Source organism: Microbulbifer sp. ABH2_005 (genome assembly GCF_056160005.1).
This window is the reverse complement of record NZ_JBSWWI010000003.1, coordinates 224,239-248,561: the sequence shown is the minus strand read 5'-3', so window position 1 is coordinate 248,561 and position 24,323 is coordinate 224,239. Positions and strand designations below refer to the sequence as shown.

Genomic DNA, 24,323 nt, shown 5'->3' with positions numbered 1-24,323 from the left:
ACTATTGGAAGCACCCTGCAATACCCCTTTACCACCACTGAATACTTCAGCATTTAAAAAGTTAATCCCGCTATGGTTAACTTGATTATCCAGAGAAGTTAGAGTCCATTCGGCAGAATTAACTGTGCTAGTTACAGTATCTTCACCGCCAGCGGTATCAATTGACTCAATGTCAGAAAACGTAAAATTTGAGTTATCTGATGCATACTTAGATAAAGTAAAAGCCTTATCACCAGTAACGGTTATTTGATCATTTTGATCATTTAGAATAAAGCCATCAGTGCCAGCTCCACCAGTAATTATAAAGTCTTGGCTTTCATCATTGTTTGTGTAGAAAAGATTACCCAACACGTTTTGTGAGCCATCTCCATTGATTCCAACCTCCAAATAAAAACCAACTTTATCGCCGTTAACTTTACCGTTAAACTTAATATCGCCATAGTTTTTAAATGAACTACCAACCTTGAATCCTACACGCTTAACATCAATTTCACCATAATTCTCAAAAGAACCATTGGCTACAACATAAAACTTTCCGTCTTCAGCTTTGATTGTTACACCAGTGGAAACCTGTACATTGCTGTAGGAGTCTAGCGTAAGACTCTTCCCACTACTCCAACTCAAATTATCTGAAACACGAATTCCATATGAAAATGGGCTGTCTGCACTCGAATCTTTATTTACACCAACATCACCAATATCAGTACTAGCCGTATTTTCATCCGAAACAGTGATTGTTATATTATTATTACTTAATTTACTCGTTAGTGTTGAGGATGAAATACAATTAACTACATCAACACCACAGCCATCTGTGATATCTAACCAGCCTGGATCTAAAAGCCAAAGGCCAGTTTCCCCGCCAGATTTTGCCGCAGTAGAAACTGACATGAAATCTTCATCAAAAAATAAATTAACTTTCCCTGATGTTTCTACAAAGCCCCCATCACCACTTTGCTCACCAGATTCGGCTAAAATAGTCCCAGCAAAATTCGTAGTATGGTCGGCCCAAACAATAACCTCACCGCCATCACCTTCCCCTATACCACTCGCATTAATATGAGCGTCTTTAGTAACAGTGGTTTTTTCGGCATTGCGAACCTGGGAATTCTTCCCTTGATAATCCCCACCGATTAGGACCTCACCACCCGCGACAGTACCGCGCGCATCAATAGCACCACTGACAAGAACTTCATCGCCGAGAACCATAGCCTCGCCGCCACGCCCAGCGGTGCTGCGGACATCAATTTTACCCCTATGCTCTGCGGTATCCCCTTCGAGTACCACCTGTCCACCAGTGGTACCTGCGACTTGTAATTCGCCGCTATTGATTACACTCGAGCCGGAACCAAATAAACGGATTTTGCCTCCGCTGGTATCGATTCCCTGGGCTTTAATCGTGCCCTCGTTATTTACTGCAGCAGTAAATAAGTCACCGGATACGCTCGCTTCCAGGAGAACCTGGGCACCATCGATATTACCCTCATTTAAAACGGCGCTATCGACACCGAGGTCGTTTTCCATCACCTCTTTAGTGACTTGTACACCGATCATGCCATCGGCATCGAAAGTGAGTATCGCTTCATCTGCGGCGGCCAGGCTGACCAGCTCTGCACTGATCAGGCCCGATGAAGCATTGGTGACCTGTTTGCCCACCAATACGGCACTGGCGGCGTTGATTACACCTCTGTTAACTACAAAACCAGCAGAACCGTCTTCCCCTTTAAAGGTGAAGTTGCCATTCATAAAATCCTCCGGACTCATATCGAGTCCGGAAGCGGTAATAGCGCCGACGTTGATGGTGGCACTCTCGGTAAAGAGCACTCCGCGTGGGTTTACCAGAATAACGTGGCCATTGGCTTCAATAGAGCCATGAATTGTACTGGCACTCTGATCCAATATTCGGTTGAGTACGACCGAGGAGGTATTTGGCTGAAGGAACTTAACCAATTCTTCAGCGCTTAAATTGAAGGAATCCCAGTCGATAGAGAGCAAATCGGTATTTTGATCAATTGTAGTGGTAGTGCCATTTACATCTATTGTGCCACTACCACCGGTTACCACACCGCCTTCCGGGCCTGCATGTGCCAGAGGACTTAGTAAGCCTGCAAACATGCCAGCATACGCTAAGCGGGATACCTTGATTGCAGAAGTCAGTTTTTTCAGTTCAAGAGTATTTTTTTTGGCTTTCATACCGGTACCTTGCATAGAGCGGTCAGGTCAGCTTCAGCTATCGATGAATTCTGAATTATTAGTTATAAAAAATAGAAAAGTCTGCATAGACCATTGGTTGATCTATATCTTCACCAGTACCTTCTATTGAGGAGGCTTTTTCAATAGGCCAACCCACTGATACTTTGCTGGAGAAGAATTCATTCCAACTGAACTTAAACATGAGGCCACCTCCGGCAAGCCTCGCCCAGTCATCTTCTTTTCCATCTTTGTAATTATTAACAACGCCGTAACCCACATCGGCAAATAGTGCAACTTGCACCATATCATTAAGGCGTTGACCAAATAGGATGGGATTAACCACTTCGGGGAAGCTGGGATACCACTCAGCAGATAAAAGCCCAGCGCTATCGGCGGAAAAATCTCGCACATCAAAGGCTCTAACACCATTGGCGCCCCCCAAGGACATCTGCTCAAAAGCCGGGAGCGGGTAATCACTGTGTTGTGCGCGGCTTTTGATAATTAAGCGGGATTGGTCATTGGTAAATGGCATAGGTAAAAACAGCAATGAACTACTATTTAAAGCAACCTTGGCAAAATGATCACCACGCTTCGCCTCCAACTTATCTTCCAGTTCTCTTTGATGCTCACCATACTGGATACTGCTGCTTAATATATTAAGCATAGAAACAGTACCACTGGAGAGATGGTCCACATAAAAGCCCAATTCACCGCCGTATACATGGTCACCAGGCTCATCAAATTTAGTAATTGCGCGCAGATTCGACTTTTTCTCAGTAAGACCAAATGAGCCGGTTAAATTGAAGCCCCTTGAACGACGGAATTTATGATCCACTGTGAGCGCATAGCTGGTATTGTCTCCATGAATATCGAGTACATTCACAGGGTTATCAGGATCTTCAACATCGCGCAAAACAAAATCGTTGTAATCTGCAGAAAGCTGAAGCCTGGTACGCGGTCCAAATAAAGGAAGGCTGTATCTTAACTGACCAAGATCAGAGCCAAAATCAGAATCAAAATCTGTAACATTGGTTGATTTCAAGTAGCCTATGGTCAGGGCATCCCCTATACCCAAAGGGTTTAACCAGTCTACGGTTGTATAAAATCTCTGATCTCCGGTATACGCTGATCCGTGGTTATCCATTCTAAAGGATGTTTTCCAACCGCTAGCATCGCGTACTTTTAGGTTCAGCTTGGTTTCACCAGGATTTTCACCGGCACTAAAATATCCGGTGACATTTAAGCCAGGCAAATCATTGAGTAGGTAAAGCCCCTCTTCAATATTATCGTGGTTAACCAACTTACCCTTTTGTTCTTCAAAAGGCTTAGCCAGTTGTTCCAGAGCGTATTTGTTATTATCTTCTGCAACGACTTGACCCAACAGGCCTTCTTGTACGGTAAATGTTACAACGCCATCTTCAACATCTTGAGCAGGTATTTGTACCTGCGCGAGAAAAAGTCCCTGACGACGGTAAAAATTAGTCAGCTCCGCAGCAATCTCTTCAAGGTCGGCATAACTTAACCCACGTTCTTTATTCTGCTTTTCGATGACACTGACAAGTTTTTTGAGTTCTGCCGGGCCCAAGCCGCCAGGGCTAAATTGGGCTTTCATATTGCCCAATAGAATGGCCAATTCCTCGAGGTTATCTACGGTATAACCGCTGGCAAGGATTTTATCCTCTTTCATATATTTAACGCGAAGCTTCTCTGCCATATCCTCGATAACTTCACGTTCGATACCAAAGTCTGGATACTCCTCCAGCCGGTGAAATCTAAATTTTTTAACCGTAATTCTAGGGCCTTGATTACGCTGGGATATCTCGGGGATCTCGGTATTGAGATTCGGATCTTCGGCTTCGTAGGTGCGCTGCAGGAAATCCTTGGTAACATCCGTCTCATTAACAGTGGGTGTATCCTGATCAAAGGCCTGCCTTACGCGACTGCGGAAGCTGGAACCTTCATCTTGAGCATAAACTGGCAAATTCGATAACAGAAAACCTGCCCCCACAAACAGTGCCAGCTTACTTTTTCCAAGCCCAAGCATAACTCCCCCAAAATACTCATTTTTATAAAGTCGCCCACAGTCCTTAAAGGGAAGGGAACAACGTATTTCTTATTAATTCACATCCCTGACGATGCGAAAGCCAGTTAATTCATCCGCGAGGCCTGCATGAAGCCTTTTGGTTGTAGCAAGACAGCGGCTCATAGGGTCTTGTCGATTACCGCCGAGTGCGAGTAACTCCCCTTCGGTTCCTCTGGCCCACTCCTGGACATTACCTACAGCATTTACCAGGCCAAACCTGTTTATCGAGCCGTCCTGCGCGGGCACCAATTCGACACCTTTCTCGATACCGCCGTACTTTAAGTGGCAATTGCGATCTGCTACCTCTTCCTGGCCATTGGCACTGGCTGCGGCAAACCATTCCTGCTCAGTGGGAAGACGATAATGGTATCCGGTCTCCTCGGATAACCAGCTGAGATAGGCTTCTGCGTCTTGAAGAGTTAGGTTATTAACTGGCAAATCGCCCGCCGCGATATCTAAAGCCCCACACTGCTTGGTTGCACTGCAGTAGTAACCCAGGTCACGATTGCTGACTTCATACTTACTAACAGCCAGGGGGCGACCACTCACCCCTCTGACAACCACCATCGCCGGTCCCTTGGTACCATCTGCAAGGCGATCACGGCAGCTGTAGCGCGCCCCTCTGCCGCCACTACCTGGCACCAGGTGACCACAAAAATCCAGCTTAAATTCTTTGAGTGGCTGGTAACCCGGGAGAAGCGCCCTAAATTCATCGACCAGCGCCTCTGTTCTTAGGGGGTCTTCTGCACCCAGCTTAGTGGCACAGTTATTCAGTTCTTCACCGACAACCGGGCGAATCTGTCTAGCTTTAACACTATCCAGCTTTGCTAGCTGTGATAACTGGGCTCCCACGGCGGCGACATTCATATCGAATCCACAGGTGAGAGCGGCTTCCATATTGGACAATACAGTATCAATCTGCTTGTTTTTTATGGCAGCCAAGCGACGGCGTTCGGCCCGCTCCTCCGCAAGTCGAATGCGCTCTGCCTCGCGTTCAGCCTCCAGGCGTTCAGTTTCCAGGCGAGCTCGGAGATTCTCTCTATCGGTCGCTAACTGGGATTTAATCGCCACAGCCTGACTGGATACGCCATACCAACTCGCGGCGCTTTCTAACATGGAGTCCGCTTGATCCAGGTTGCCGAGGTTTAACTGCCCCGTAGCTGCAGCGAGGAAGAGCTCTGAAATCTCACGACGTTTATTATCGAGAAACTCCTCATCACTAGGGTTAAGCTCCGAATACTCGTGTAGCTCAATACGGAGATCCTTTTCCCAGGCTGGAGTGAGGATACTCAGAGACACCAGGCGATTTATCGCTTCTTTTTTGTCGCTAATTCGCCGCTGCAGAAGTTCCTCCTGGAGCTTTTTCTCCAGTTCGACTTTTACCCTTGCCTGTTCAGCCGTATTTTGCTGCTCCAAGTGGCTATAACCCACACCGGCCCCTACAAGTACCATGGCAAAGGCACCGCCCAGTACCCATTTCCAGGTATTGCTGACAAAAAATGCCTGGACAAACTTCTCTACAGAATCGGTGCGTTCTTCTCGTGTAAGCTGCAAAGCGGCTTCGAGGGCACGCCATTCCCGCCGATTTAAACCCTTAATACGTTTGGGCCGGAGCTTCTTCTCCAAAGCCTTATCGGCGGGAACCTTGTCATAGGGATGCCGACCGCAAAACAACTCATAGGCTACACAGCCCAGGGCATAGACATCATCAGATGGGGCTGGCTCTGCCCCTTTGAGCATCTCATAACTAGCATAAGCCGGGGTCAGTGCTCCCAGGCTTCCAGCATCAAAGACCGTAGTTTCACCGGTCTTGTTGGCGATTCCCCCTTCAGAGACCGCCCTGGCAATACCAAAATCAAAAACCTTTGCGCCTTTCTTACTAGTGACAAAGATATTGCCGGGCTTAAAGTCTGAATGGACGATCTTATGCGAATGGGCGTAGATCAGAGCCTGGGAAATATCAGAAAAGACGGATCGCGCCTTTTCCGGCCCCAGTCCGACATCAGCGTGCTCTCTCAAGAGCTTGTCAAGCGGAGCACCCTCAAGGAACTCCATTGTCATAAAGACCCGGTCGCCATCGCGGTCGAAATCGTAGACGGTTACGATATTGGGGTGCGCCAGTGTCTGTGACTTGCGTGCTTCACGCTGCAGGGAAATAAAAGCATCGGGATGTTTTTGGAAGTCATCATTTAACAGCTTAATGGCCACGTAGGGCTCACTGTCATTGGCTTCCAGCTTACGGCGATCAAGAGCCTTATAAACCGCTCCCATCCCGCCAACCCCAAGCAGCTTATCCAGCTCAAAACGCCCTTTGATAACCGTTTTGGTAACAGCTCCGGAGGGCAATGGCTCAAATGAATCTGAGGTATCAATGGGATTCGCTGGGAATCCGCCTGAAAGCTGACCTGGCTCTCTCTTTTGCCCGGTATTCTTTCGTGGAGTGGGACTAAAGACTGTAGCGTCCGCATTGAAGCCAGCTGCAGCGGACGGCAGAATTGCTTGAGCTCCACGTACTGGTGGGTGGTCATTTTTCCCGGTGGAGTCCTGATGGACAACGACTGTTACATCGCCATCTTCTGTCAGTCCCTGCTTAGATTTATCCGGACCGGGCAGATTGCCGTTCGGCCGAACAACACGTGTCTTATCGTTCAATTCCGCCTCCATGGGAAAGCTTTTCGACACACCCAGAGACCGTAACAACAAAATGCTACAGACCGGTTGTCAAGCTAAATAGGGGCAAAGTATATCGAACAGCCCTGGAGGCAACAATGAAGGGGTAAGCAAATAAGATCGACTATAAACTACTTTGAACAAACCTCTCGGGAATTACAGGGTCTGCGGAGAACCCAACCACCAGCACAAGTAATTACACTGCCTTACAACTGCAGATAGTAAGCCAAAAACCTTATTTCAATGTATTTCACTAAGATAATGCCGTTAACAATTCTTAATTTTTTAGCAGCCAGTCGCGTGTTTTTGGTCAATGATCCTTACTGGGCGATAGCAAATTAATTAGTGTCAGAGTCGAATAAGCACAACCTGCATCCCCTCAACGATCAAGATTCTCTCTTCAGTAATTAGTGCCAGAGTCGATTTAATAGGGTGAAAATTCGGTTTTTTTTTGCATTTTCCTCTGTTTAAATCACCTTAGTTGTCATTGCGACACCACCTGAGCTGCCGCACTAATGTGGTAGTGAGGAATTAATCACCTACATCTCAAGCCAACAAAGAGGGATTTCCCATGGCTATCTACATGAACTTCAACAAATTGGCCACCAAAGGTAATGTTACCGCCCAGGGTTATGAAGACTGGATCGAAGTTGACAGCTTCAACTTTGGTGTTGGTCGCGGCATCACCATGGAAGCCGGCGCTACCTCCAACCGTGAAGCCTCTCGCCCAAGCCTGAGTGAAGTTACCTTCACCAAGCGTATTGACGCTGCATCCGGCGGCCTGTTCAAGGCTTCTGTAACCGGTGACGAAGGTGTACCTGTCGAAATCCACGTTGTACAGACTGGCGCTAACTCTGTAGAAAAGTATGCAGTTTACAAGCTGGAAAACGTACTGATCTCCTCCTACAGCATTGGTGCTTCTGCTGGTGGCGCTCCTCAGGAGTCCATCTCCCTGAGCTTTGCCAAAATTGAGGCTGACCTCAACCACGCAGACAAATCCAACAAGAACCCCAAAAACATGCGTGTTGGATACGACCTCACTACTGCTACTCCGCTGTAATAGGTCTACTTCCTTTTTGGAAGAAAGATGGCCTGCAGAATTCTGCGGGCTATCTAAACAGGTCTTTAGCTGAGTGCTTATTGAGCTTTCAGCTAAAGATCTGCAAATCTGCTAGTTTCTCATTTCTTTCAGGCACCGTAGGGATAGTTGGGGCTGCCCATGGCTACACTCAATCAAGATAAAAGAATGATTACGGTCGATAGCCCGGTTGGCACAGATGCGCTAATTGCTACGACCCTGCAAGGCGAAGAGCACATATCTAAGCTTTTTCGCTATGAAGTACAATTGCTTTCTGATGACCATGCTATCGAGCAAAAGGATATTGTCGGCAAACCAGTAACGGTATCCATTCATCATGCAGAAACACCACGTTATATTAATGGCTACGTCACACAGTTCTCCCTGCATGATGTCAATGCTGAGGGTGTACGCAGTTATAGCGCTATTTTACAGCCCGGTCTGTGGTTTACTAGCTTGGCTGGCAGCAACAGGGTATTTGAAAACAAATCAGCCAAGCAAATCTTGGAAGAGGTTCTCGGAGAGTACAGCCGTGTTATAAGGCTAACCCTAAAGCTAAACGCCGAATATATTGCTCGTGAATATTGTGTTCAGTTTGATGAGAGTGACTTTGAGTTTGTCAATCGCCTGATGGCTGAAGAAGGCATCTCTTATTATTTTAAGCACTCTGCGGGACAACATGAGCTTGTGCTATGTGATGACTCCCAGGATTTCTATGACTGTGAGAGCGAAAACATCGAATACGATGGCGGAGGCAGTCACCCCACCAAAAATACTGTGAGTAGCTGGAGAAGAAACTTCAATTATCATGGCGGTGGGTTTGAGCTAAAAGACTATAGCGAGTACACCGCTACCAAGGATAACAAGCAGCAGGTAAAAACCACCAGCCAGCTGAATGATGTTGCAAACTATATGCGCGGCCTCTATGGCTTAAACCATTTCCAGGCCGACGGTGAGCACAAGCATAAATTTACTGACAGCTATCACAAGGCACTTGCCGAGCGGGCGATGGAAGCGCAAGAAGCGCTTTTCGATGTGAGCCATGGTCGTAGTGACTGCCCATCCTTTACCGCAGGCGGGCGCTTTAATTTCGATCACTCGCTGTCCTCCGAAAAAGGAAAGTATCTTATTACCTCCGTGCATATCTCTGCTGCGGATGGAAACGGTATAGATACCCACTTCCACAACACCTTTAGCTGTATACCTTCTAGTGTGATGCCTCGCCCTCAGCCCAATGTGTGCGCGAAGAAAATCCATTCACCGCAAGTAGCACGGGTTTTAGAAGTTAAAGCAACGGCTTCAGACAGCTCTCAAGACCCCTACACACAGCTCAAAGTTAAGTTTCCCTGGAACTCACAACAGAACAGTTGCTGGGTAAGAGTTATGCAGTCTTTTGCCGGCAAAAATTGGGGGGCTAATTTTGTCCCCAGAGTTAATCAGGAGGTGGTTGTCACCTATATCAATGGTGATCCAGATCGACCCTTGATTACCGGAGCCGTTTATAACGGAGACAACCCGGGGCCCAACTACACAGCCACACAAAGCGGCTGGAAGACTGAGTATGAAGGCAGCACCTTCAATGAACTCAGATTTGATGACAAGAGTGGCAACGAAGAAATATATATGGAGGCCGGGAAGGATCATAACTTTGTGATCCACAATGACCAAACCGGTAAAATAGAAAACCAGCAGACTCTAGAAATCAAACAGGATCGAAGTATTACTGTTACTGACGGCAGTGAAATTGTCACTATTGCCAAGGGTGACCAAAAACTCAATGTCAATAAGGGTAACCAAGTTGTCACCATCGGTTCAGGTAATCATACCCTTAAGGTCAGCAAGGGTAGCCAGACCACTGATGCCATGGGGGCAATTAAGATAACCTCTAAAGCATCTATCGAGTTGAAGGTTGGCGGCAGTAGCATCAAGCTAACACCAGCTGGTATCACCATCAAAGGAACCATGCTTTCCTGTAAAGGGGACGCAACTGCGGAAGTTAAAGGCGGTGGTATGCTCACCTTGAAAGGTGGCGTTACCATGATCAATTGATGGGGTTTAACAATAGATGACCGATCTGATCAAAGTCCAAGCGCTCACTGCAGCTGAGCTTCTAAATAATTTTGAGGTCAGCGAGGAGGCAGAAGAGCACCTGGTACCTGACACAGCACCTGAGGTGAGTATTAATCAGCTTGTGGAAGCTGGTCTCTATCCGGATGCCATAAAACTACTAGCCCACGGCTTACCTAAACGTGAAGCAGTATGGTGGGCCTGCCTTGCAGCACGTGATATACAAAGTCCTGAAACTGACGAAGACAATGTCAGTGCGTTGATCGCTGCAGAGACTTGGGCCAAAAAACCCAACGAAGAGTCACGATTAAAGTGCAAAGCTCTGGGCGATAAAACCAAACACAAGACGCCGGCAAGCTGGGCCGCTACCGCAGCCAGTTGGTGTCACGGCAGCTTAGCTGCCGAAGGCGAGCCTGTTGTTGAACCACCCGAGCACCTGTATGCACACGCGGTGGCCGGCAGTATCACATTGGCTGCGGTCTTATCTGACCCGGTTGACCCTGCAAAACGCTTCGACCGCTATATGAAGCAGGGGCTGGATTTGGCCCGTGGCGGTAATGGAAGAATTAAGGAATAAATCATGGGCAAGCCAGCTTCACGTATCACCGATATGCATGTCTGTCCAATGGTGACTGGGACGGTCCCGCATGTAGGCGGCCCGATTCTCAGCCCTGGTGCTCCGACGGTAATTATCGGTGGTATGCCATCTGCCACCGTAGGTAGCACCTGTACCTGCGTAGGACCGCCGGATACAGTTGCTATGGGCAGTACTACCGTGATGCTGCAAAAAAAGCCTGCTGCCCGAATGGGAGATACTACTGGTCATGGGGGTAAGATTGTTATTGGATGCCCCACCGTATTGATTGGTGGATAGATTATATTCTAGCCAAAGCAATTCAAATAAAAATTATACGGAAGCTGTTAAAAAGTAGCCCTTTCTGCCAATAAAAACAATAATTAAACGGATAATAATTTTCTGACTAACATCAGACATCCTGATCAATAATAAAAAAATAGACTGCCTGATTCCTTAGCCATCAATCTGCTCTCTTCACAGTCTAGTAAAATAAAACCACTATCCTTTATGTCCACCATTTAAAAGATATTGGACCAAAGCTACACATTGAATATTTAGAATGCGAAGCTTCTATTACAAGCTTCGAAACCTGCACCATTAAACTTACAAATCAATGTAGCACAATAATTTTCAAGTTGAAAATTTCGTATAAATCTATATTTACAGCACCCATTAAAAATAAAACCTGACATCATGACAAAAAATATATCTCTTCTCACAACAATACCAATTATTTTAATCACTCTATTAACAACAGGAGGAACTTACGGAATGGCATTCTTGAACCCGTTAAAAGCATGTACATTTTCCGAAATGAAAATCAAGCTTACCCTGAATGGCAAGCCTGCGGCAGGTGCTAAGATTATTCGCACAGTTAACTGGAAGAAAGAAATTACTGACACTTTTTTTTCCGATGATACCGGATATATAGAACTACCGGCCTCTTATGGCAGCTCCCTTACCCAAGCACTTCCCGTAGAATTCATCTCCTCGCAAACCATTAACGTGGAATATCAAAACAAGAAATACAAAATTTGGGTCTATGCGAAAAGAGATCCGGGAGAAAATTCAGAACTCAATGGTGAACCATTTAATCTCTCTTGCGAGCTTCTCGATGAACCCAAAACGGAAAGAGCTTTCGCTTCAGTATTAAAAACATCATGCAAACTTAAATAGCACACTATAAACAGGAGCAGAAAAATGCTTACGCCAAAATACAGTGCTCAGTTAGCTTATGACATATATATAATGAAGGCCCCAGAAACAAGAAAATTATTCTTTGAATTGTACAAAAATGATTTTAGAGTGGAAGATATTAAATCGAAAACGCTAGACGGAAAAACTGGAGCATTTATTTTTCTGAAAAGTTCCCACACCATGGGTATAGCGGCCTATGGTAAAGGACACTACAAAGGCCAGGCAATAGTTGCTTTAAAGGGTACCGCCAGTGGCTATGATGTACTTACAGACCTAAACGCTGGTATCAAGAGATTTCATACCGGTGGATCTGTACATCAAGGGTTCTATTATACATTTGAGAGCTTTCTTCCCCAGCTAGAGGAATTCGCTCAGAATCTATCTCCTGATATCCATACAATTCACTGTGTAGGACACAGCCTGGGAGGGGCTCTGGCAACCTTAGCTGCTGATTGGCTATCTTCTAATACAGGTAAAACAATTAAATTATATACCTACGGCAGCCCCAGAGTTGGGCTTGATCACTTTGCTAGTGGATGTAAACGAAAGTTAACAGCAGATAATATTTGCCGCGTCTATCACCGTAATGATCCTATCCCTATGGTACCCACTTGGCCATTTATTCACGTTCCAAATGGAGGTATCGGTGATTTCGAATTACCCATGCCTGAATCCAGCAGCAACCCAGCCAGCGCTCACAAAATGCAGAATTATATAGCATCCGTCGCCCCAAATGATGCAAGCCTAGACTGGGGTACCGTCAAACAAAGAAAGCCTAAAGGAAGTTTAGAAAGAAGTATTGAGGCCTGGTTAAGATCAGACGGTATTATTTCCCTATCTATGAACACAGCCTGGATGGCGGGAGAAGCTCTGCTCTGGGTCTTAAAAAAGATAGGTCATCTGGCTGGAATTTCTCTGGTTGTGGCAGGAAGTACAACATTTACGATCTTAGACAGACTGGCAATTTTCTTGCACAACGCTTACCAAATCAGCAAAGATATTTCTTTCTGGGTAATGCGTCTTATACGTAGATTTGCGCAATTAATTGGGATGGTTGTTGTTGAGGGAGTTGATATAACAGTTTCATTTATCCGTATGGTATTCCTACGGATGCATCGAGCTATCTCTGACTTAGTCATGAGAGCAGGAAGAATGATTCACTAATAAAGTCAACAGAAGTAACGATAACACATGATATTAAGTGGTACCCAGCCCAGTAATGAAATCCAGTTAATCTCACTACTGGGCTAGTTTTAAATTATTCTACGTTATAGGCAAAATCACCCTCTTCAGTCGCAGAGACTTTAATTGCTTTAACCTCTTCACCCTTCGCCATTTTATCCAAGCATTCACTAGCCAATTCTGGCAATAGGGTCTTATTTAAGATCACCTCAATATTGCGAGCTCCAGTATCGGCTTCGTGACAACGTGCCACAATATTGATGAGCACATCCTCATCATATGAGAAAGAGGCACCATAGTGCTCTCGTACACGCTTTTCTATCTTACGCATATTGATCTTACAGATTTCCACCAGATTCTCATCATCCAGCGGATAGTAAGCAACTACATTGGCGCGACCAAGGAATGCCGGCTTAAATTTCTGTAGTAGGTGCGGACGAATATTATCGAGGAGTACATCTGGTTCCGGCTTTTCTTCTACTTGGCTGAATATAGCTCTGATAGCATCCTCACCCGCATTGGAGGTCATAATGATAACGGTATTCTTGAAGTCAATATCACGCCCTTCACCATCTTTAATGGAACCCTTATCAAATAGGTTATAGAAAATATCCTGAACGCCGGGATGGGCCTTCTCCATTTCATCCAACAGAATTACAGAATAAGGTTTACGTCTTGCAGCTTCTGTAAGAACACCTCCCTCTCCATAGCCGACATATCCAGGAGGGGACCCCAACAGCATAGATACTTTGTGTTCTTCTTTAAATTCGGCCATATTGATTGTGGTGATATTTTGTTCGCCACCGAATAATTCATCGGCCAATGCCAAAGCCGTTTCAGTTTTACCTACACCACTGGTTCCGCAGAACATAAATACACCTACGGGCTTACGCGGGTCGGTTAGACCAGCACGCGAGGTGCGAATTGCCTGGGCAACAGCCTCAATTGCATGAGGTTGCCCAATCACGCGCTTATTGAGTCGCTCTGCCAGAGTTTTAACCGCAATGATTTCATCACTCACCATTTTTCCAACAGGTATGCCCGTCCAGTTGGCGACCACTGCAGCAATAGCCTGTTCGTCAACGGCCGGTTGCATTAATGGAGTGTCACCCTGTATGGACTCAAGTTCTGCAGAGAGGCTTTTTAACTGCTGTTGATAGTCAGCTAATAAAGCGGGATCAGGCTCCTGTTTATCGCCCTTTCCTTTCATGAATTCGGAATCAATTTGATCGCGAATTTTTTGAACCTGCTCAATTAACTCATTTTCTTTAACAAGCTGTTGTTCCAAAGTAGCTAAACGCTGTTCTTCAGCTAGCTTGAACGCCCTCAATTCAGTTAGCTGCTCTTCATGTTCACCCATAGCTGCGTTTTCACGCTCTAGCTTGGCCAGCGTAGTATTCGTTCGATCAATATTGATTCGAGCATCTTCAATTGCACCAGGGGTAGCGGATTGGCTGAGTGCTACACGTGCGCAGGCTGTATCCAGCAGACTTACAGACTTATCGGGTAACTGACGACCAGGGATATAGCGATGAGATAGCTTAACTGAGGCAATAACTGCTTCGTCCAGGATACGCACTTTGTGGTGTTCCTCAAGAGTAGCAGCAATACCGCGCATCATATCTATTGCATCTGTCTCAGAGGGCTCTTCAACCTTTACAACCTGGAAACGTCGGGTAAGGGCAGGATCACGTTCAAAGTACTTTTTATACTCAGCCCAGGTTGTTGCAGCCAGGGTCCTTAACTCACCCCGTGCTAACGCTGGCTTGAGCAAGTTAGCTGCATCACCCTGGCCTTCTTTACCCCCAGCACCAATCATGGTGTGGGCCTCATCAATGAATAAAATGATAGGTGTTGGCGAGGATTTAACCTCTTCAATTACAGACTTGAGACGATTTTCAAACTCCCCTTTTACACTGGCACCCGCCTGGAGTAAGCCCAGGTCAAGTGTCCTCACGGCAACACCACGCAAGGGTTCAGGCACATCGCCACTGGCAATACGTAAAGCAAAGCCCTCAACCACTGCGGTTTTACCCACTCCCGCCTCGCCAGTAAGAATCGGGTTGTTTTGCCTGCGACGGGTCAGAATATCAATACACTGCCGGATCTCTTCATCTCGCCCAAGAACAGGATCAATTTCCCCTTTCTTAGCTCTTTCGGTGAGGTTGACCGTGTACTTATCAAGAGCTGGGGCCTTGCTAGCAGCAGCTGCAACTGCAGCGGCCCCATCGTCCGTAGTACTTGCGGCTCCAATATGGCTAGACTCGGCACTTTGACCGAACATAACTCTAGCTGTTTCACGAATGGATTCCGGAGCTATATTTTTGAGCTCTGGGCAAGACTCCAGAATTTGGCGACGTGAAGTTTCTTCTAATAACAAAGCCGCAAGAAAATGCCCAGAGCTGATAGCACGGTGGCCATAATCTATAGAAGCCAACATCCAGGCATTCTTAGCTGCCTCTACAATGGTCGGAGATAACGCAGGTGGACGACTGCTACCCGAACGAAATCCAGCAATAGCAGATGCAAGCTGTTTTGCAAAATTTGCAGGATTACAGTCATGCTTTTCAAGCAGGTGATAGAGGTCGGTATCTGATTGGTCCAATAACTTCAGCAACCAGTGCTCAAGCTCAACGTTATATTGATTTTGTGATAGACAGAGGCCGGCCGCACCCTCTAGGGAGTCGCGCATATGCGGTGTCATGGTATCCACGAGCCGCTTCAAATCGATATTTATCACAGTGAAAAGATCCTTTTAAAAATTATTGTTAACGAATAATCATGCCGCAGGTAATGCTTCATCTGGCGACATATTGTCAGCACTTAATGTAATTTGTATAAGTTCTGCAGGCTCCTGCTCACTGGCCATGTGGGTATTCCACCCTAACAGAGGGTCGTGATCAGACTTGCGGTTTAATTGCACCGGTGAAACCTGTTGGGCAGGTAGCGAGACTGACAGCTCAAAATCCAGTTCAATTCCAGCACTAAGTTTGATAAATGCTTTTAGGGATTCCAATTTCTGTGTCCCCGGAGCAATAGTCATGAATTGATCATAGGCCATTGGCTCGATAACTATCCGAAATTTGTTCTGAGCCTGAAAACAATGTGTACCCAAAATTGTATTAGTTCCGAGGCAGTTATTAACTCCACTAGGAGCTTCCTCACAAGGCAGACGACAGAGAATATCTTCCGGTAATTCATCCCATTGTCCCTGGAACTGCTCAATAGAAACATTCAAACCAAAGAAATGTTGAATCATACTGGTCAGTGCCACTGCCGAGCAGCGCCCCTGCCCCAAGTGCCCCGCCATACCCAGAAGTGCTTCATCGGGAATTGGCATTCGATAGCGCATCTCACTAGTGCCTAGTCCCGCTAGAGAAGCAATTGCCTGGGTAAAAATGTCAGGGGCTCTTTCATTGCGCAAGCGCTGACGCTCATAATTTACAGGCAGTTGGTATTTATGCCAGGCCTTATAAAGTAGAGAGGTATGACGATGATTGAATATGTCAAGAAAATCCCGCAAAGCGGTATTATTCTCTTTAAGTTCTTTTTGAACTAGCTCTGTAAGATAGTAAGGCATAACGCCCTGGCTACCGATTAAACCAGTGAATCCAACCTCCATATGCCACTGGCTAATCTCTTTATCTTGTATCTCGGCATTGTTACTTAATTTTTTTTCCAGGCGTAAAACATCAGACCCAATAAAGGACAACCCAGACTGGGCACTGAAGCGAACCATTTCTTTAGCTGGCGGGGCTGCACTGGCTATAGGCTCTTCACAAAATTCGCCATCAGCCATAGATACAGCCCGCTCCAAGATTCGAACAGCCTGATAGAAATCGAAGTGATAGGGCTCTCGACGCAGCCGCTCTATTACAGTAAAGCTTTTTCGCCTGCGCGAGGTGGCCATCTTTTCAGCTCTCCATCTCTGCCACTCATGGTAGCAATCAATTTAGTAAATGAATTAATAGAACAATAAAGACCGAGAAACCGCTCAATAATGCTGGCAAACAGTAATGGGCTGGTTCCAGTAAGCATCATTGAGTCGAGCTCAATTTCGACTTCAGTTCCTCGACAAAGAACTACACTTTGATCAATCTGAATAGGCGCCGTGATTGGCTTGGTATTCAGTTTTAATAAAGACTCGATCAAATTTCGAGTACTCGCTGAATCCCTAAAATCATAAAGCCTGAAAATTTCCTTGAGGGCATCACACCCCTGACTTCCGGACAGAGAAAGATGGTTAAGATTCAGGTGTGAAATTAATTTCCAATAGCCTCTCTCTCTTCTGGGAGGCCGCAAGGTTGCCGTTGGAGCAACAACACAACTAATACGGCTTGCCGGAACATCACCATCAACGACTTCGAGATATGGCTGGGAATTACCACTGGGTAATTTTTTAGGCAGATTCCGATTACAGCAGGTTAGCTTGATATCGAGTGTCTGATCATTAATTCTGTGTGGATTAAAATCTAAATCTACAAGACTTATATCGACTTCAGATGCCTGCTCATTACGGTGTTCGCCTTCAATAATTTCACGACGCCGACTAAACCAGAAAGCAGACTGTTCTGCATGATGTTGACTATGTTTAATACCATAGAAGGGTCTATACCTGGTTGTCTCACCATCTCCATCTGTCGCAGCAACTTCATCAATGGAGTAAATCTCTAACCCATCACTGCGGCGCGCATCGGCAACAATATGATATTCATATTGAGTGTGCGTCAGTGGAATAGGATCCGCACTCTGCTTAAATAGGTTGATGACAGGCGTACAGCCGAGGGCAAACATACTTGGTACAAGCTGTTTTTCCAACTCCTCGTGAGTCTCGGAGAGATAAAAATATAAATTTAATGTATCTGAAAAACTATCATTCAATGCTTCCTGCAAATTTGCAATGTCCAGGAAGAGAAATTTTTCCGGAAAAGCAAAATATTCAGTCAGCAATCTATAGCCGATAAAAGCGGTATCAGGATAAGGCAGCAAGCCCTCCTCTGCCTCCATTCCCACTTGTCGAATATCTTCTGGCGATAGAAACGTAGGCTTGGGGTCACTCTCTCCATTTGCCACAACCAACTTTACACATTTAGTTAAGAGCAAATCATAGAGACTATAAACATGGGTTGCTTGACCGCGCAAAAAAAAGCGAATTTTTTCCGGCTTCATTTCTGCAAAACTAAGATCAGGGCTTAATGCTTTAAGAGACAGCTTAAGGACTGCGTTTGCTCCTTGAACCTCATTACAGCCAGGCGCAATAAACGGACGTGGCATCAAGCTAGCGCTGACAGGCTGAAAAGGGTTAATTTTTACTGGATAACAGGTCGTAAACCTACAGGTTTGCCCCTGAAAGCTATCACTCTCTAATAATGTTTTTGCTTCAACGGGAGTGATTGCATCCAGATCTGAATCCGGCTCGAATTGTACAATGGCACAAGAGGGGATTGGGCGTAAATAATGTGGATACAGTGTTTCCAGCATTGCATCTGTCAACTCAGGAAAGTCATCACTGAGTTTTTGTTGAACCCTGGCATTCATATAAGCAAAACCAGACAACAAACGTCCCACAAGTGGGTCATCTACGGTATCTGCATCTAGTTGCAGGCGTGATGCAGCAGCAGGGTGCATGCGTGCGAACTCAGCAGAGGTTTGCTGAATAAAAGCGAGCTCACGCTCATAAAGATCTATTAATTTTTCGCTCATCACATAATCTCAGAAACATCTACCATTTGTGTCACCGGATTTAAAGCGGAGTCAAAAACGATGACTTCCGAAGCAGGGTTAACATGCAATACCGCCTCTACACGGAAACGAATACTGGGATCCTCCACATCTACTTTATCCTGGGTGGTAACCTTTACCGAGCGAATTCTTGGCTCAAAATGAAGAATAGTCTTCTCAATATCACGGCAAAATTGTTTTCTACTTTCTAATGAGGATAAATTAACAGTAGATAAATCCGGAAGACCATAATTAATATTCGACTCTTCAAGATGCCGTAAAGCATCAGGAGGAGAAATACAGCGATAGCGGGTATTAAACAAATACTCTAGATCGCGCCGCACTCCTTCGCGTAACTGGCGAAGAATCTGATGGGATTGGTGCATGTTTACTTTGCTAGATGATTCCAATAATCGATCTAGCACGGGAGCCAATAGCCGTTTTTCTCTTGCCATAATCCTATTAAGCCCCAACACCAATCGTTGCCAATGCCGTAGTGAGCTTTAGTTCAGATACTAAGTGATCCACTGTATAGTGGCTTTTTAGATGAATAACACTTTGATAACTGCCAACCTTGCCCGGCTCATCGGCCACCCGTACGCGTGCCTCACGCAGTGGGTAACGTGCCAGCATCTCCCAGGATAAGTCATCTCGGCCAGTTGTATATTGATCCAGCCAGTGTTGAAGCTGACGTTCACAGTCTGCAGCATTCATATAGGCGCCCACCTTATCCCTGATCATGACCTTGATGTAATGTGCAAAACGCGATGCGCAAAGAATTTGTTGCAACATCGAGCTTATACGCGCATTCGCTGTGGCCGCCTTGGAGCTATATTGTTTAGCCTTTTGTAAAGAGGGCACGCTGTTAAAAGCGCTATAAGGCGTATCGTAACAGTGACTCAGGCAAGCAAAGCCTAATTCGGAAAGATCTCTTTCTACAAAATCTGTAACTAGAATTGAAGTTGACATTTTCACCATGCCCGGGCGACTATCCGGCCTATAGGGCATAACAGGTAATTGCGTAACCAATCCACCACCAAAGTGATCGCGAGCAACACCGCGTATATGTGAAAACCAACCTACCTCACTAAATTCACGTAAAAGTACAGCACCTATTGCAAAACAAGCATTACCCCATAGATAACGCCGGTTATGAGATCCGGTTACCTGCTCTGCAAATCTCAAACCACGATATTCTGAAAAGCTCAGGTTATAGGGCTCACGCATAAGCACCTGAGGCAAAGTAATGGCCAGAAAACGGCTATCTTCTAAATCCCGTAAGCTGTTCCACCGTATATACTCCTTCTGGCGAAAAACCTCTGAAAAACGAATAGGCTTGGCCAAGTCATCGAAGTGATCGACACCGAACAACTGAGGAGTAGCGGCACAAACAAACGGTGCGAACGCGGCTGCTGCCGTATGGGCGATACCTTGTAAGGTAAAAACATCATCATAAGGATGGTCAGGCAAGGGCCTATGGGAAATATAATAATCTCCCATTAACAAGCCAAAAGGCTCCCCACCCGGGGTGCCGAATTCTTCGTTATAGACTAAATGAAAAAGTCCAGATTGGTCGAAATCTGGAGCTCTTTCAATATCTTTACTTAAATCTTTCCAGTTGGCATCTAGTAACTTTATCTTGATATTGTCTGAGTGCGGCGTATCAAAAACCAACATGGCGAGCCCACGCCAACTTGCTTCAAGACGTTGAAAACGGGGGTTATGGAGAATCCGGTTAACTTGATCGCAGATAAGTTCATCAAGTTCAACAATAATACGACTTAAGTATTGTCGAACAGAGAAGTTTTCTTTTTTAGGGCACGGACATATTTCCGTCAGCCAGTATTCAAATGAAAATAATTCATCTGGCTCACGTAAGAACTTCTGCAGCTCTGCTTGATTTTCGCTCGCTAACTTTTCCGGTAAAATATCTAAATAATCTTCCGTAAATGCATTTTTTATTGCGCCGGGCACCGGAAAACTCCCATTAGCATTTTCTTAAGAAATCTAATTATATTCAGGTCCTTAATAAGACCTTTCAAATAAGAACGCCCGCTCCTAATAAGAAGCGGGCATCGAGTTTTATCCAGCAGACGGGATATTGGCAACCATACGCATAGAAGTGGTCAGTTCTTCCATTTGCAGCCATGGTTTCAGGTAGGCAACAGCACTGTAGCAGCCAGGTTGACCCGGAATTTCCTTAACTTCAACTCGGGCCTCAGAAAGCGGGTATTTTGCTTTCATTTCAGGGCTCGCATCCGGGTTAGAGTTAGTGTACTGGGTAATCCACTTGTTCAACCAGCGCTCACAGTCACTTGCTTCCATAAAAGAGCCCACTTTGTCCCGTGCCATTACTTTCAGGTAATGAGCAATTCTGGAAGTAGCCATCAAGTAGGGAAGACGCGCGGAAATAGCCGCGTTCGCGGTTGCATCCGGGTCATCATAAGCTTTAGGTTTCTGTGCGCTTTGAGAACCAAAGAATACTGAGTAATCAGTATTTTTATAGTGACACAGCGGCAGGAAACCCTGAGCGCTCAATTCAGCTTCACGGCGATCAGTAATACCGATCTCTGTCGGACACTTCTGGTCCATATCACCGTCATCACTCTTGAACACGTGTGAAGGCAGGCCTTCCACTTTACCACCACCCTCAGCACCACGAATGGCAGTACACCAAGAGTTCTCAGCGAATGCCTTTGTCATGGTTGTGCCCATTACATAGGAAGCATTCATCCAGCAGTATTGATCGTGATCGGCAGGGCGCGATGCTCCAGACTCATCAACTTCAAACTCCTCAAAGTCGAATGCTTCGATCGGCTTGGTGTTTGCACCATAAGGCGTTCTGGCCAATGTACGCGGCATAACCAGAGTAACGAAGCGAGAATCTTCGCTATCGCGGAAGCTACGCCATTTAATGTATTCCGCAGATTCAAAAATACCGCCGAGGTCGCGAGGTTTTGATAGCTCAGTAAAGTCATCAAAACCAAACATGCCTGCACCAGCTGCTGCAACAAATGGGCAGAAGCCCGCGGCGGCAACATTGGACATTTTGCTCAGCAACTCTATATCTTCTGGGTGGCTGGTGAACTCAAAATCGCCAATCATGCAACCGTAAGGCTCGCCACCAGCGATACCAAACTCTTCTTCATAAATCTTCTTGAAGGTCTGGCTCTGGTCAAATTCAACGGCCTTGTCCAGATCCCGGAACAACTCACGCTTACTCAAATTGAGCATGCGAATTTTCATGGTTGCACCGGTTTCAGAATTCATCACCAGGTGATTAAGGCCACGCCAGGAGCCTTCAAGCTTCTGGAACTTCTCATCATGCAGAATAGCGGCCATTTGTTTGGACATAGCCTGGTCAATAGCACTAACCGCTTTCTTAATCGTCTGGGTCAGGTTGCGGTCCCAGGAAACTGTGCCTTTTAAAACCTGCTCGGTCAGGTTGGCGATCAGGTCCTGCGCTTCCTGCGGCTCTGTTTGCTTGGTTGCGGCAATTGCCTGCTCCAGAAGATTAACCGATTGTTCCTCAGCTTCACCTTCCGCAACATTTTCTACTTCTGTGCTCATTCTGAGTCCTCTCCTTTATCCTTGTTCAACCCTAGTTGCTCGGAAATAGCACCGACGTTTTCCGTGCTCTTCAGGATATCTTCCAATACTTTTTCCAGCTCTTCAGAGCGGTCAGCCTTACTGAGAAGGTCGCGCAATTTGCTACGAGCTTCCAGGAGTTGTTTCAGCGGCTCAACCTGATCGACAATTTTTTCCGGTGAGAAGTCTTCCATGTGTTTGAAATCAAGATCAATACCAATCTTGCTGCCATCACCGGACAAGGTATTTTCTACTTGTAAGTTCAGCTTAGGATTTACCTTCGCCATTACGTCATTGAAGTTGTCGCGATCAATTTGTACAAACTTACGATCTTTCAGCGCTTTGCGATTCTCTGCGTTATCCCCTGAGTAGTCGCCCATAACACCAGCTACAAAGGGAAGTTCCTTTTTAACTTCCGCGCCGTTGGTTTCAACATCGTAGGTAATATGTACACGTGGTTTGCGCACACGCTTAAGTTTATTGTGAATACTCTCAGACATCTCAGGTCTCCTTCCTAGATTTAGGGACTGCTATTCTTAATTAATTACCAACCCGTGCTGTCTACTTGTGTTTCGCCACCCCAGTTCTCCTCAGCTGCAGGCGCAGATTCAGTGGGGCTTGAAGGTGGCTCAGATGCAGCTGGAGCTGGTGAGGGGGTGTTACTCATTGTCGGTGGTGCAACATAGCGCTGGGTATCCGTGCCATCGAGTCGGACACCAGTAAGCTGGGAGTAGAGTGCACGGGACTGCTCATCAGGCAGTAATTCGGTCATCAACTCAGAGACTGTCATGCGCCCCCAACCAATCAATCTCTCCAAACCCGGCGCCAAGGGCGTATGAGGCTCGTAAGTTCGAAAATATTTAGCGGCTTGTTCTAGCAGCTTAAGAGCATCTTCTCGAGAACTCACAGGTCCAGTGGGAGCAGCAATGGCATTTGCAAGGATTGTTGCCGCCACATTAGGCACCGATTCGTCTGTAGTAGACGCACTCTGCTCCTCTTCGGGTGCTACAGGAGCCTCACTCTGGGCGATCGCGTCCAATTGGCTCTTATAGATAAATCTTGCCGTACGCAAAACTTCATCAAGCAGTGAGGAAATATTTGTTGATGGCGGAGCATCGTGACCACAACTAGAGCGCAGGGCTTCATTGATATTTTTATAGCTACTGATAGTAGCCTCTATAGTCTCAATGAGATGATTGGCCCAATCATTACTCGCACTGTTCACACATTGGTTTACATCTTCTAGGCTATAACCCAAAGTCTCAATGCGGGCAGCTTTAGCATCGTCATCGGCAATGCGATCTGCATCTCTGGCTTGCTGGTGCTGAAAGAACGAAAAGTCTCCATAATCCCCTTCCGGGGTTATTGGCGCACTACGGATCGGCATCATTAAAGTACCATCACCGCCATCACCATTGAGGCCCGTCAGTGGTGCTACTTTTGTTTCAATACCATCTTCATCGGGAAGTGGATAGAGACCGTCCCAAAAATTGGTAACCAGCTGCTCTATTAAGAGAAAACCATCTCTTAAACCACTAAAACCATGAAGACGAATAAGAGCCTCTGTGTACCAGCTGGCAACTTCCAGATCTTTACTTTTCTTGCTCAGGATCTTTTCTGCGGCCTTTGCCACATCGCGCCAGGGTGCGAGCAGATCAGAGTCCGTATCATCAAACATGGCCGAACGTTCTGCGGCTCTAGCGCTATTTCGCGCATCTTTGATGGAGTAGTAATCAGAAGTCGGTGATCGATCCTCTCGAATATCCTCACCGACAGGGCTCTCTGCAGAAACTTGAGCTGTGAGTTCTTCGATATTTATTGTATTTGGGAATGCCATGAAAATAAGTCCCTTCTACCCAATCAATTCCTTCAATAAGAATTCCGAGAAGAGTACACGTTGTAAAGATCTAATCAAGGCAAATGACACAATGTATCCGCAATAGCCAAAAAAAAGTGCAGAGCTCACA

General features: G+C 46.0%; 17 protein-coding genes. 6 read left to right on the top strand and 11 right to left on the bottom strand.

The features are described from left to right. The 3 genes from ACXAFI_RS19985 to ACXAFI_RS19975 all read right to left on the bottom strand — a co-directional run. The coding region (locus ACXAFI_RS19985; RefSeq protein ID WP_475110164.1) for a two-partner secretion domain-containing protein at positions 1-2,193 on the bottom strand (2,193 nt) is incomplete at its 3' end. A gap of 58 nt (positions 2,194-2,251) precedes the next feature. Beyond that, positions 2,252-4,237 carry a ShlB/FhaC/HecB family hemolysin secretion/activation protein gene (locus ACXAFI_RS19980; protein WP_475110163.1) on the bottom strand — a complete coding sequence of 662 codons (1,986 nt, stop codon included), beginning with the start codon at positions 4,235-4,237 and terminating at the stop codon, positions 2,252-2,254. A gap of 72 nt (positions 4,238-4,309) precedes the next feature. Beyond that, positions 4,310-6,928 carry a bifunctional serine/threonine-protein kinase/formylglycine-generating enzyme family protein gene (locus ACXAFI_RS19975; RefSeq protein ID WP_475110162.1) on the bottom strand — a complete coding sequence of 873 codons (2,619 nt, stop codon included), beginning with the start codon at positions 6,926-6,928 and terminating at the stop codon, positions 4,310-4,312. A gap of 589 nt (positions 6,929-7,517) precedes the next feature. Between ACXAFI_RS19975 and ACXAFI_RS19970 the strand changes: the two genes are divergently transcribed. The 6 genes from ACXAFI_RS19970 (at position 7,518) to ACXAFI_RS19945 (ending at position 13,029) form a co-directional block, all read left to right on the top strand. Further along, positions 7,518-8,006, top strand: a complete 489-nt coding sequence (locus ACXAFI_RS19970) for an Hcp family type VI secretion system effector (RefSeq protein ID WP_152450779.1) — start codon at positions 7,518-7,520, stop codon at positions 8,004-8,006. 159 nt (positions 8,007-8,165) lie between these two features. Next, a complete protein-coding gene (locus tag ACXAFI_RS19965) occupies positions 8,166-10,073 on the top strand; it encodes a type VI secretion system Vgr family protein (RefSeq protein ID WP_475110161.1) in 1,908 nt (635 codons plus the stop codon). A gap of 16 nt (positions 10,074-10,089) precedes the next feature. Continuing rightward, entirely contained in the window at positions 10,090-10,668 is a 579-nt protein-coding gene (locus tag ACXAFI_RS19960) for a DUF6931 family protein (protein ID WP_475110160.1), read from the top strand. Between the two features lie 3 nt (positions 10,669-10,671). Beyond that, positions 10,672-10,965, top strand: coding sequence for a PAAR domain-containing protein (locus ACXAFI_RS19955; protein ID WP_152450772.1), 294 nt, complete (start codon positions 10,672-10,674; stop codon positions 10,963-10,965). A gap of 396 nt (positions 10,966-11,361) precedes the next feature. Continuing rightward, entirely contained in the window at positions 11,362-11,844 is a 483-nt protein-coding gene (locus ACXAFI_RS19950; protein ID WP_475110159.1) for a DUF6795 domain-containing protein, read from the top strand. 24 nt (positions 11,845-11,868) lie between these two features. Next, a complete protein-coding gene (locus tag ACXAFI_RS19945; RefSeq protein WP_475110158.1) occupies positions 11,869-13,029 on the top strand; it encodes a lipase family protein in 1,161 nt (386 codons plus the stop codon). Between the two features lie 94 nt (positions 13,030-13,123). Here ACXAFI_RS19945 and tssH read toward each other — a convergent pair whose 3' ends face one another. From tssH to tssA, 8 genes are all read right to left on the bottom strand, one after another. Further along, positions 13,124-15,787 carry a type VI secretion system ATPase TssH gene (gene tssH, locus ACXAFI_RS19940; RefSeq protein WP_475110157.1) on the bottom strand — a complete coding sequence of 888 codons (2,664 nt, stop codon included), beginning with the start codon at positions 15,785-15,787 and terminating at the stop codon, positions 13,124-13,126. A gap of 39 nt (positions 15,788-15,826) precedes the next feature. Beyond that, positions 15,827-16,957, bottom strand: coding sequence for a type VI secretion system baseplate subunit TssG (gene tssG, locus ACXAFI_RS19935; RefSeq protein ID WP_444920783.1), 1,131 nt, complete (start codon positions 16,955-16,957; stop codon positions 15,827-15,829). Then, positions 16,921-18,750, bottom strand: a complete 1,830-nt coding sequence (tssF, locus tag ACXAFI_RS19930; RefSeq protein WP_475110156.1) for a type VI secretion system baseplate subunit TssF — start codon at positions 18,748-18,750, stop codon at positions 16,921-16,923. The genes tssG and tssF overlap by 37 nt, the downstream gene beginning before the upstream one ends. Next, on the bottom strand, positions 18,750-19,223 hold the full coding sequence (gene tssE, locus ACXAFI_RS19925) for a type VI secretion system baseplate subunit TssE (protein ID WP_444920781.1): 474 nt from the start codon (positions 19,221-19,223) through the stop codon (positions 18,750-18,752). Before tssE ends, tssF begins: the two co-directional genes overlap by 1 nt. Before the next feature lie 7 nt (positions 19,224-19,230). Continuing rightward, the gene (tssC, locus tag ACXAFI_RS19920; RefSeq protein WP_475110155.1) at positions 19,231-20,742 is read right to left on the bottom strand and encodes a type VI secretion system contractile sheath large subunit; all 1,512 of its coding nucleotides are present in this window, start codon (positions 20,740-20,742) and stop codon (positions 19,231-19,233) included. A gap of 108 nt (positions 20,743-20,850) precedes the next feature. Then, positions 20,851-22,338, bottom strand: a complete 1,488-nt coding sequence (gene tssC / locus ACXAFI_RS19915; protein WP_152450760.1) for a type VI secretion system contractile sheath large subunit — start codon at positions 22,336-22,338, stop codon at positions 20,851-20,853. Next, entirely contained in the window at positions 22,335-22,856 is a 522-nt protein-coding gene (gene tssB, locus ACXAFI_RS19910; protein WP_152450758.1) for a type VI secretion system contractile sheath small subunit, read from the bottom strand. Before tssB ends, tssC (ACXAFI_RS19915) begins: the two co-directional genes overlap by 4 nt. A gap of 44 nt (positions 22,857-22,900) precedes the next feature. Further along, entirely contained in the window at positions 22,901-24,193 is a 1,293-nt protein-coding gene (tssA, locus tag ACXAFI_RS19905; protein WP_475110154.1) for a type VI secretion system protein TssA, read from the bottom strand. Between the last annotated feature and the right edge of the window lie 130 nt (positions 24,194-24,323).

Excerpts from the sequence above, each read along its gene's own strand:
- tssG (WP_444920783.1), bottom strand. The coding sequence starts at position 16,957 with ATGGCCACCTCGCGCAGGCGAAAAAGCTTTACTGTAATAGAGCGGCTG.
- ACXAFI_RS19945 (WP_475110158.1), top strand. The coding sequence starts at position 11,869 with ATGCTTACGCCAAAATACAGTGCTCAGTTAGCTTATGACATATATATA.
- tssA (WP_475110154.1), bottom strand. The coding sequence starts at position 24,193 with ATGGCATTCCCAAATACAATAAATATCGAAGAACTCACAGCTCAAGTT.
- ACXAFI_RS19960 (WP_475110160.1), top strand. The coding sequence starts at position 10,090 with ATGACCGATCTGATCAAAGTCCAAGCGCTCACTGCAGCTGAGCTTCTA.
- tssC (WP_152450760.1), bottom strand. The coding sequence starts at position 22,338 with ATGAGCACAGAAGTAGAAAATGTTGCGGAAGGTGAAGCTGAGGAACAA.
- ACXAFI_RS19980 (WP_475110163.1), bottom strand. The coding sequence starts at position 4,237 with ATGCTTGGGCTTGGAAAAAGTAAGCTGGCACTGTTTGTGGGGGCAGGT.
- ACXAFI_RS19965 (WP_475110161.1), top strand. The coding sequence starts at position 8,166 with ATGGCTACACTCAATCAAGATAAAAGAATGATTACGGTCGATAGCCCG.
- ACXAFI_RS19955 (WP_152450772.1), top strand. The coding sequence starts at position 10,672 with ATGGGCAAGCCAGCTTCACGTATCACCGATATGCATGTCTGTCCAATG.
- ACXAFI_RS19970 (WP_152450779.1), top strand. The coding sequence starts at position 7,518 with ATGGCTATCTACATGAACTTCAACAAATTGGCCACCAAAGGTAATGTT.
- tssB (WP_152450758.1), bottom strand. The coding sequence starts at position 22,856 with ATGTCTGAGAGTATTCACAATAAACTTAAGCGTGTGCGCAAACCACGT.
- tssF (WP_475110156.1), bottom strand. The coding sequence starts at position 18,750 with ATGAGCGAAAAATTAATAGATCTTTATGAGCGTGAGCTCGCTTTTATT.
- tssE (WP_444920781.1), bottom strand. The coding sequence starts at position 19,223 with ATGGCAAGAGAAAAACGGCTATTGGCTCCCGTGCTAGATCGATTATTG.
- ACXAFI_RS19950 (WP_475110159.1), top strand. The coding sequence starts at position 11,362 with ATGACAAAAAATATATCTCTTCTCACAACAATACCAATTATTTTAATC.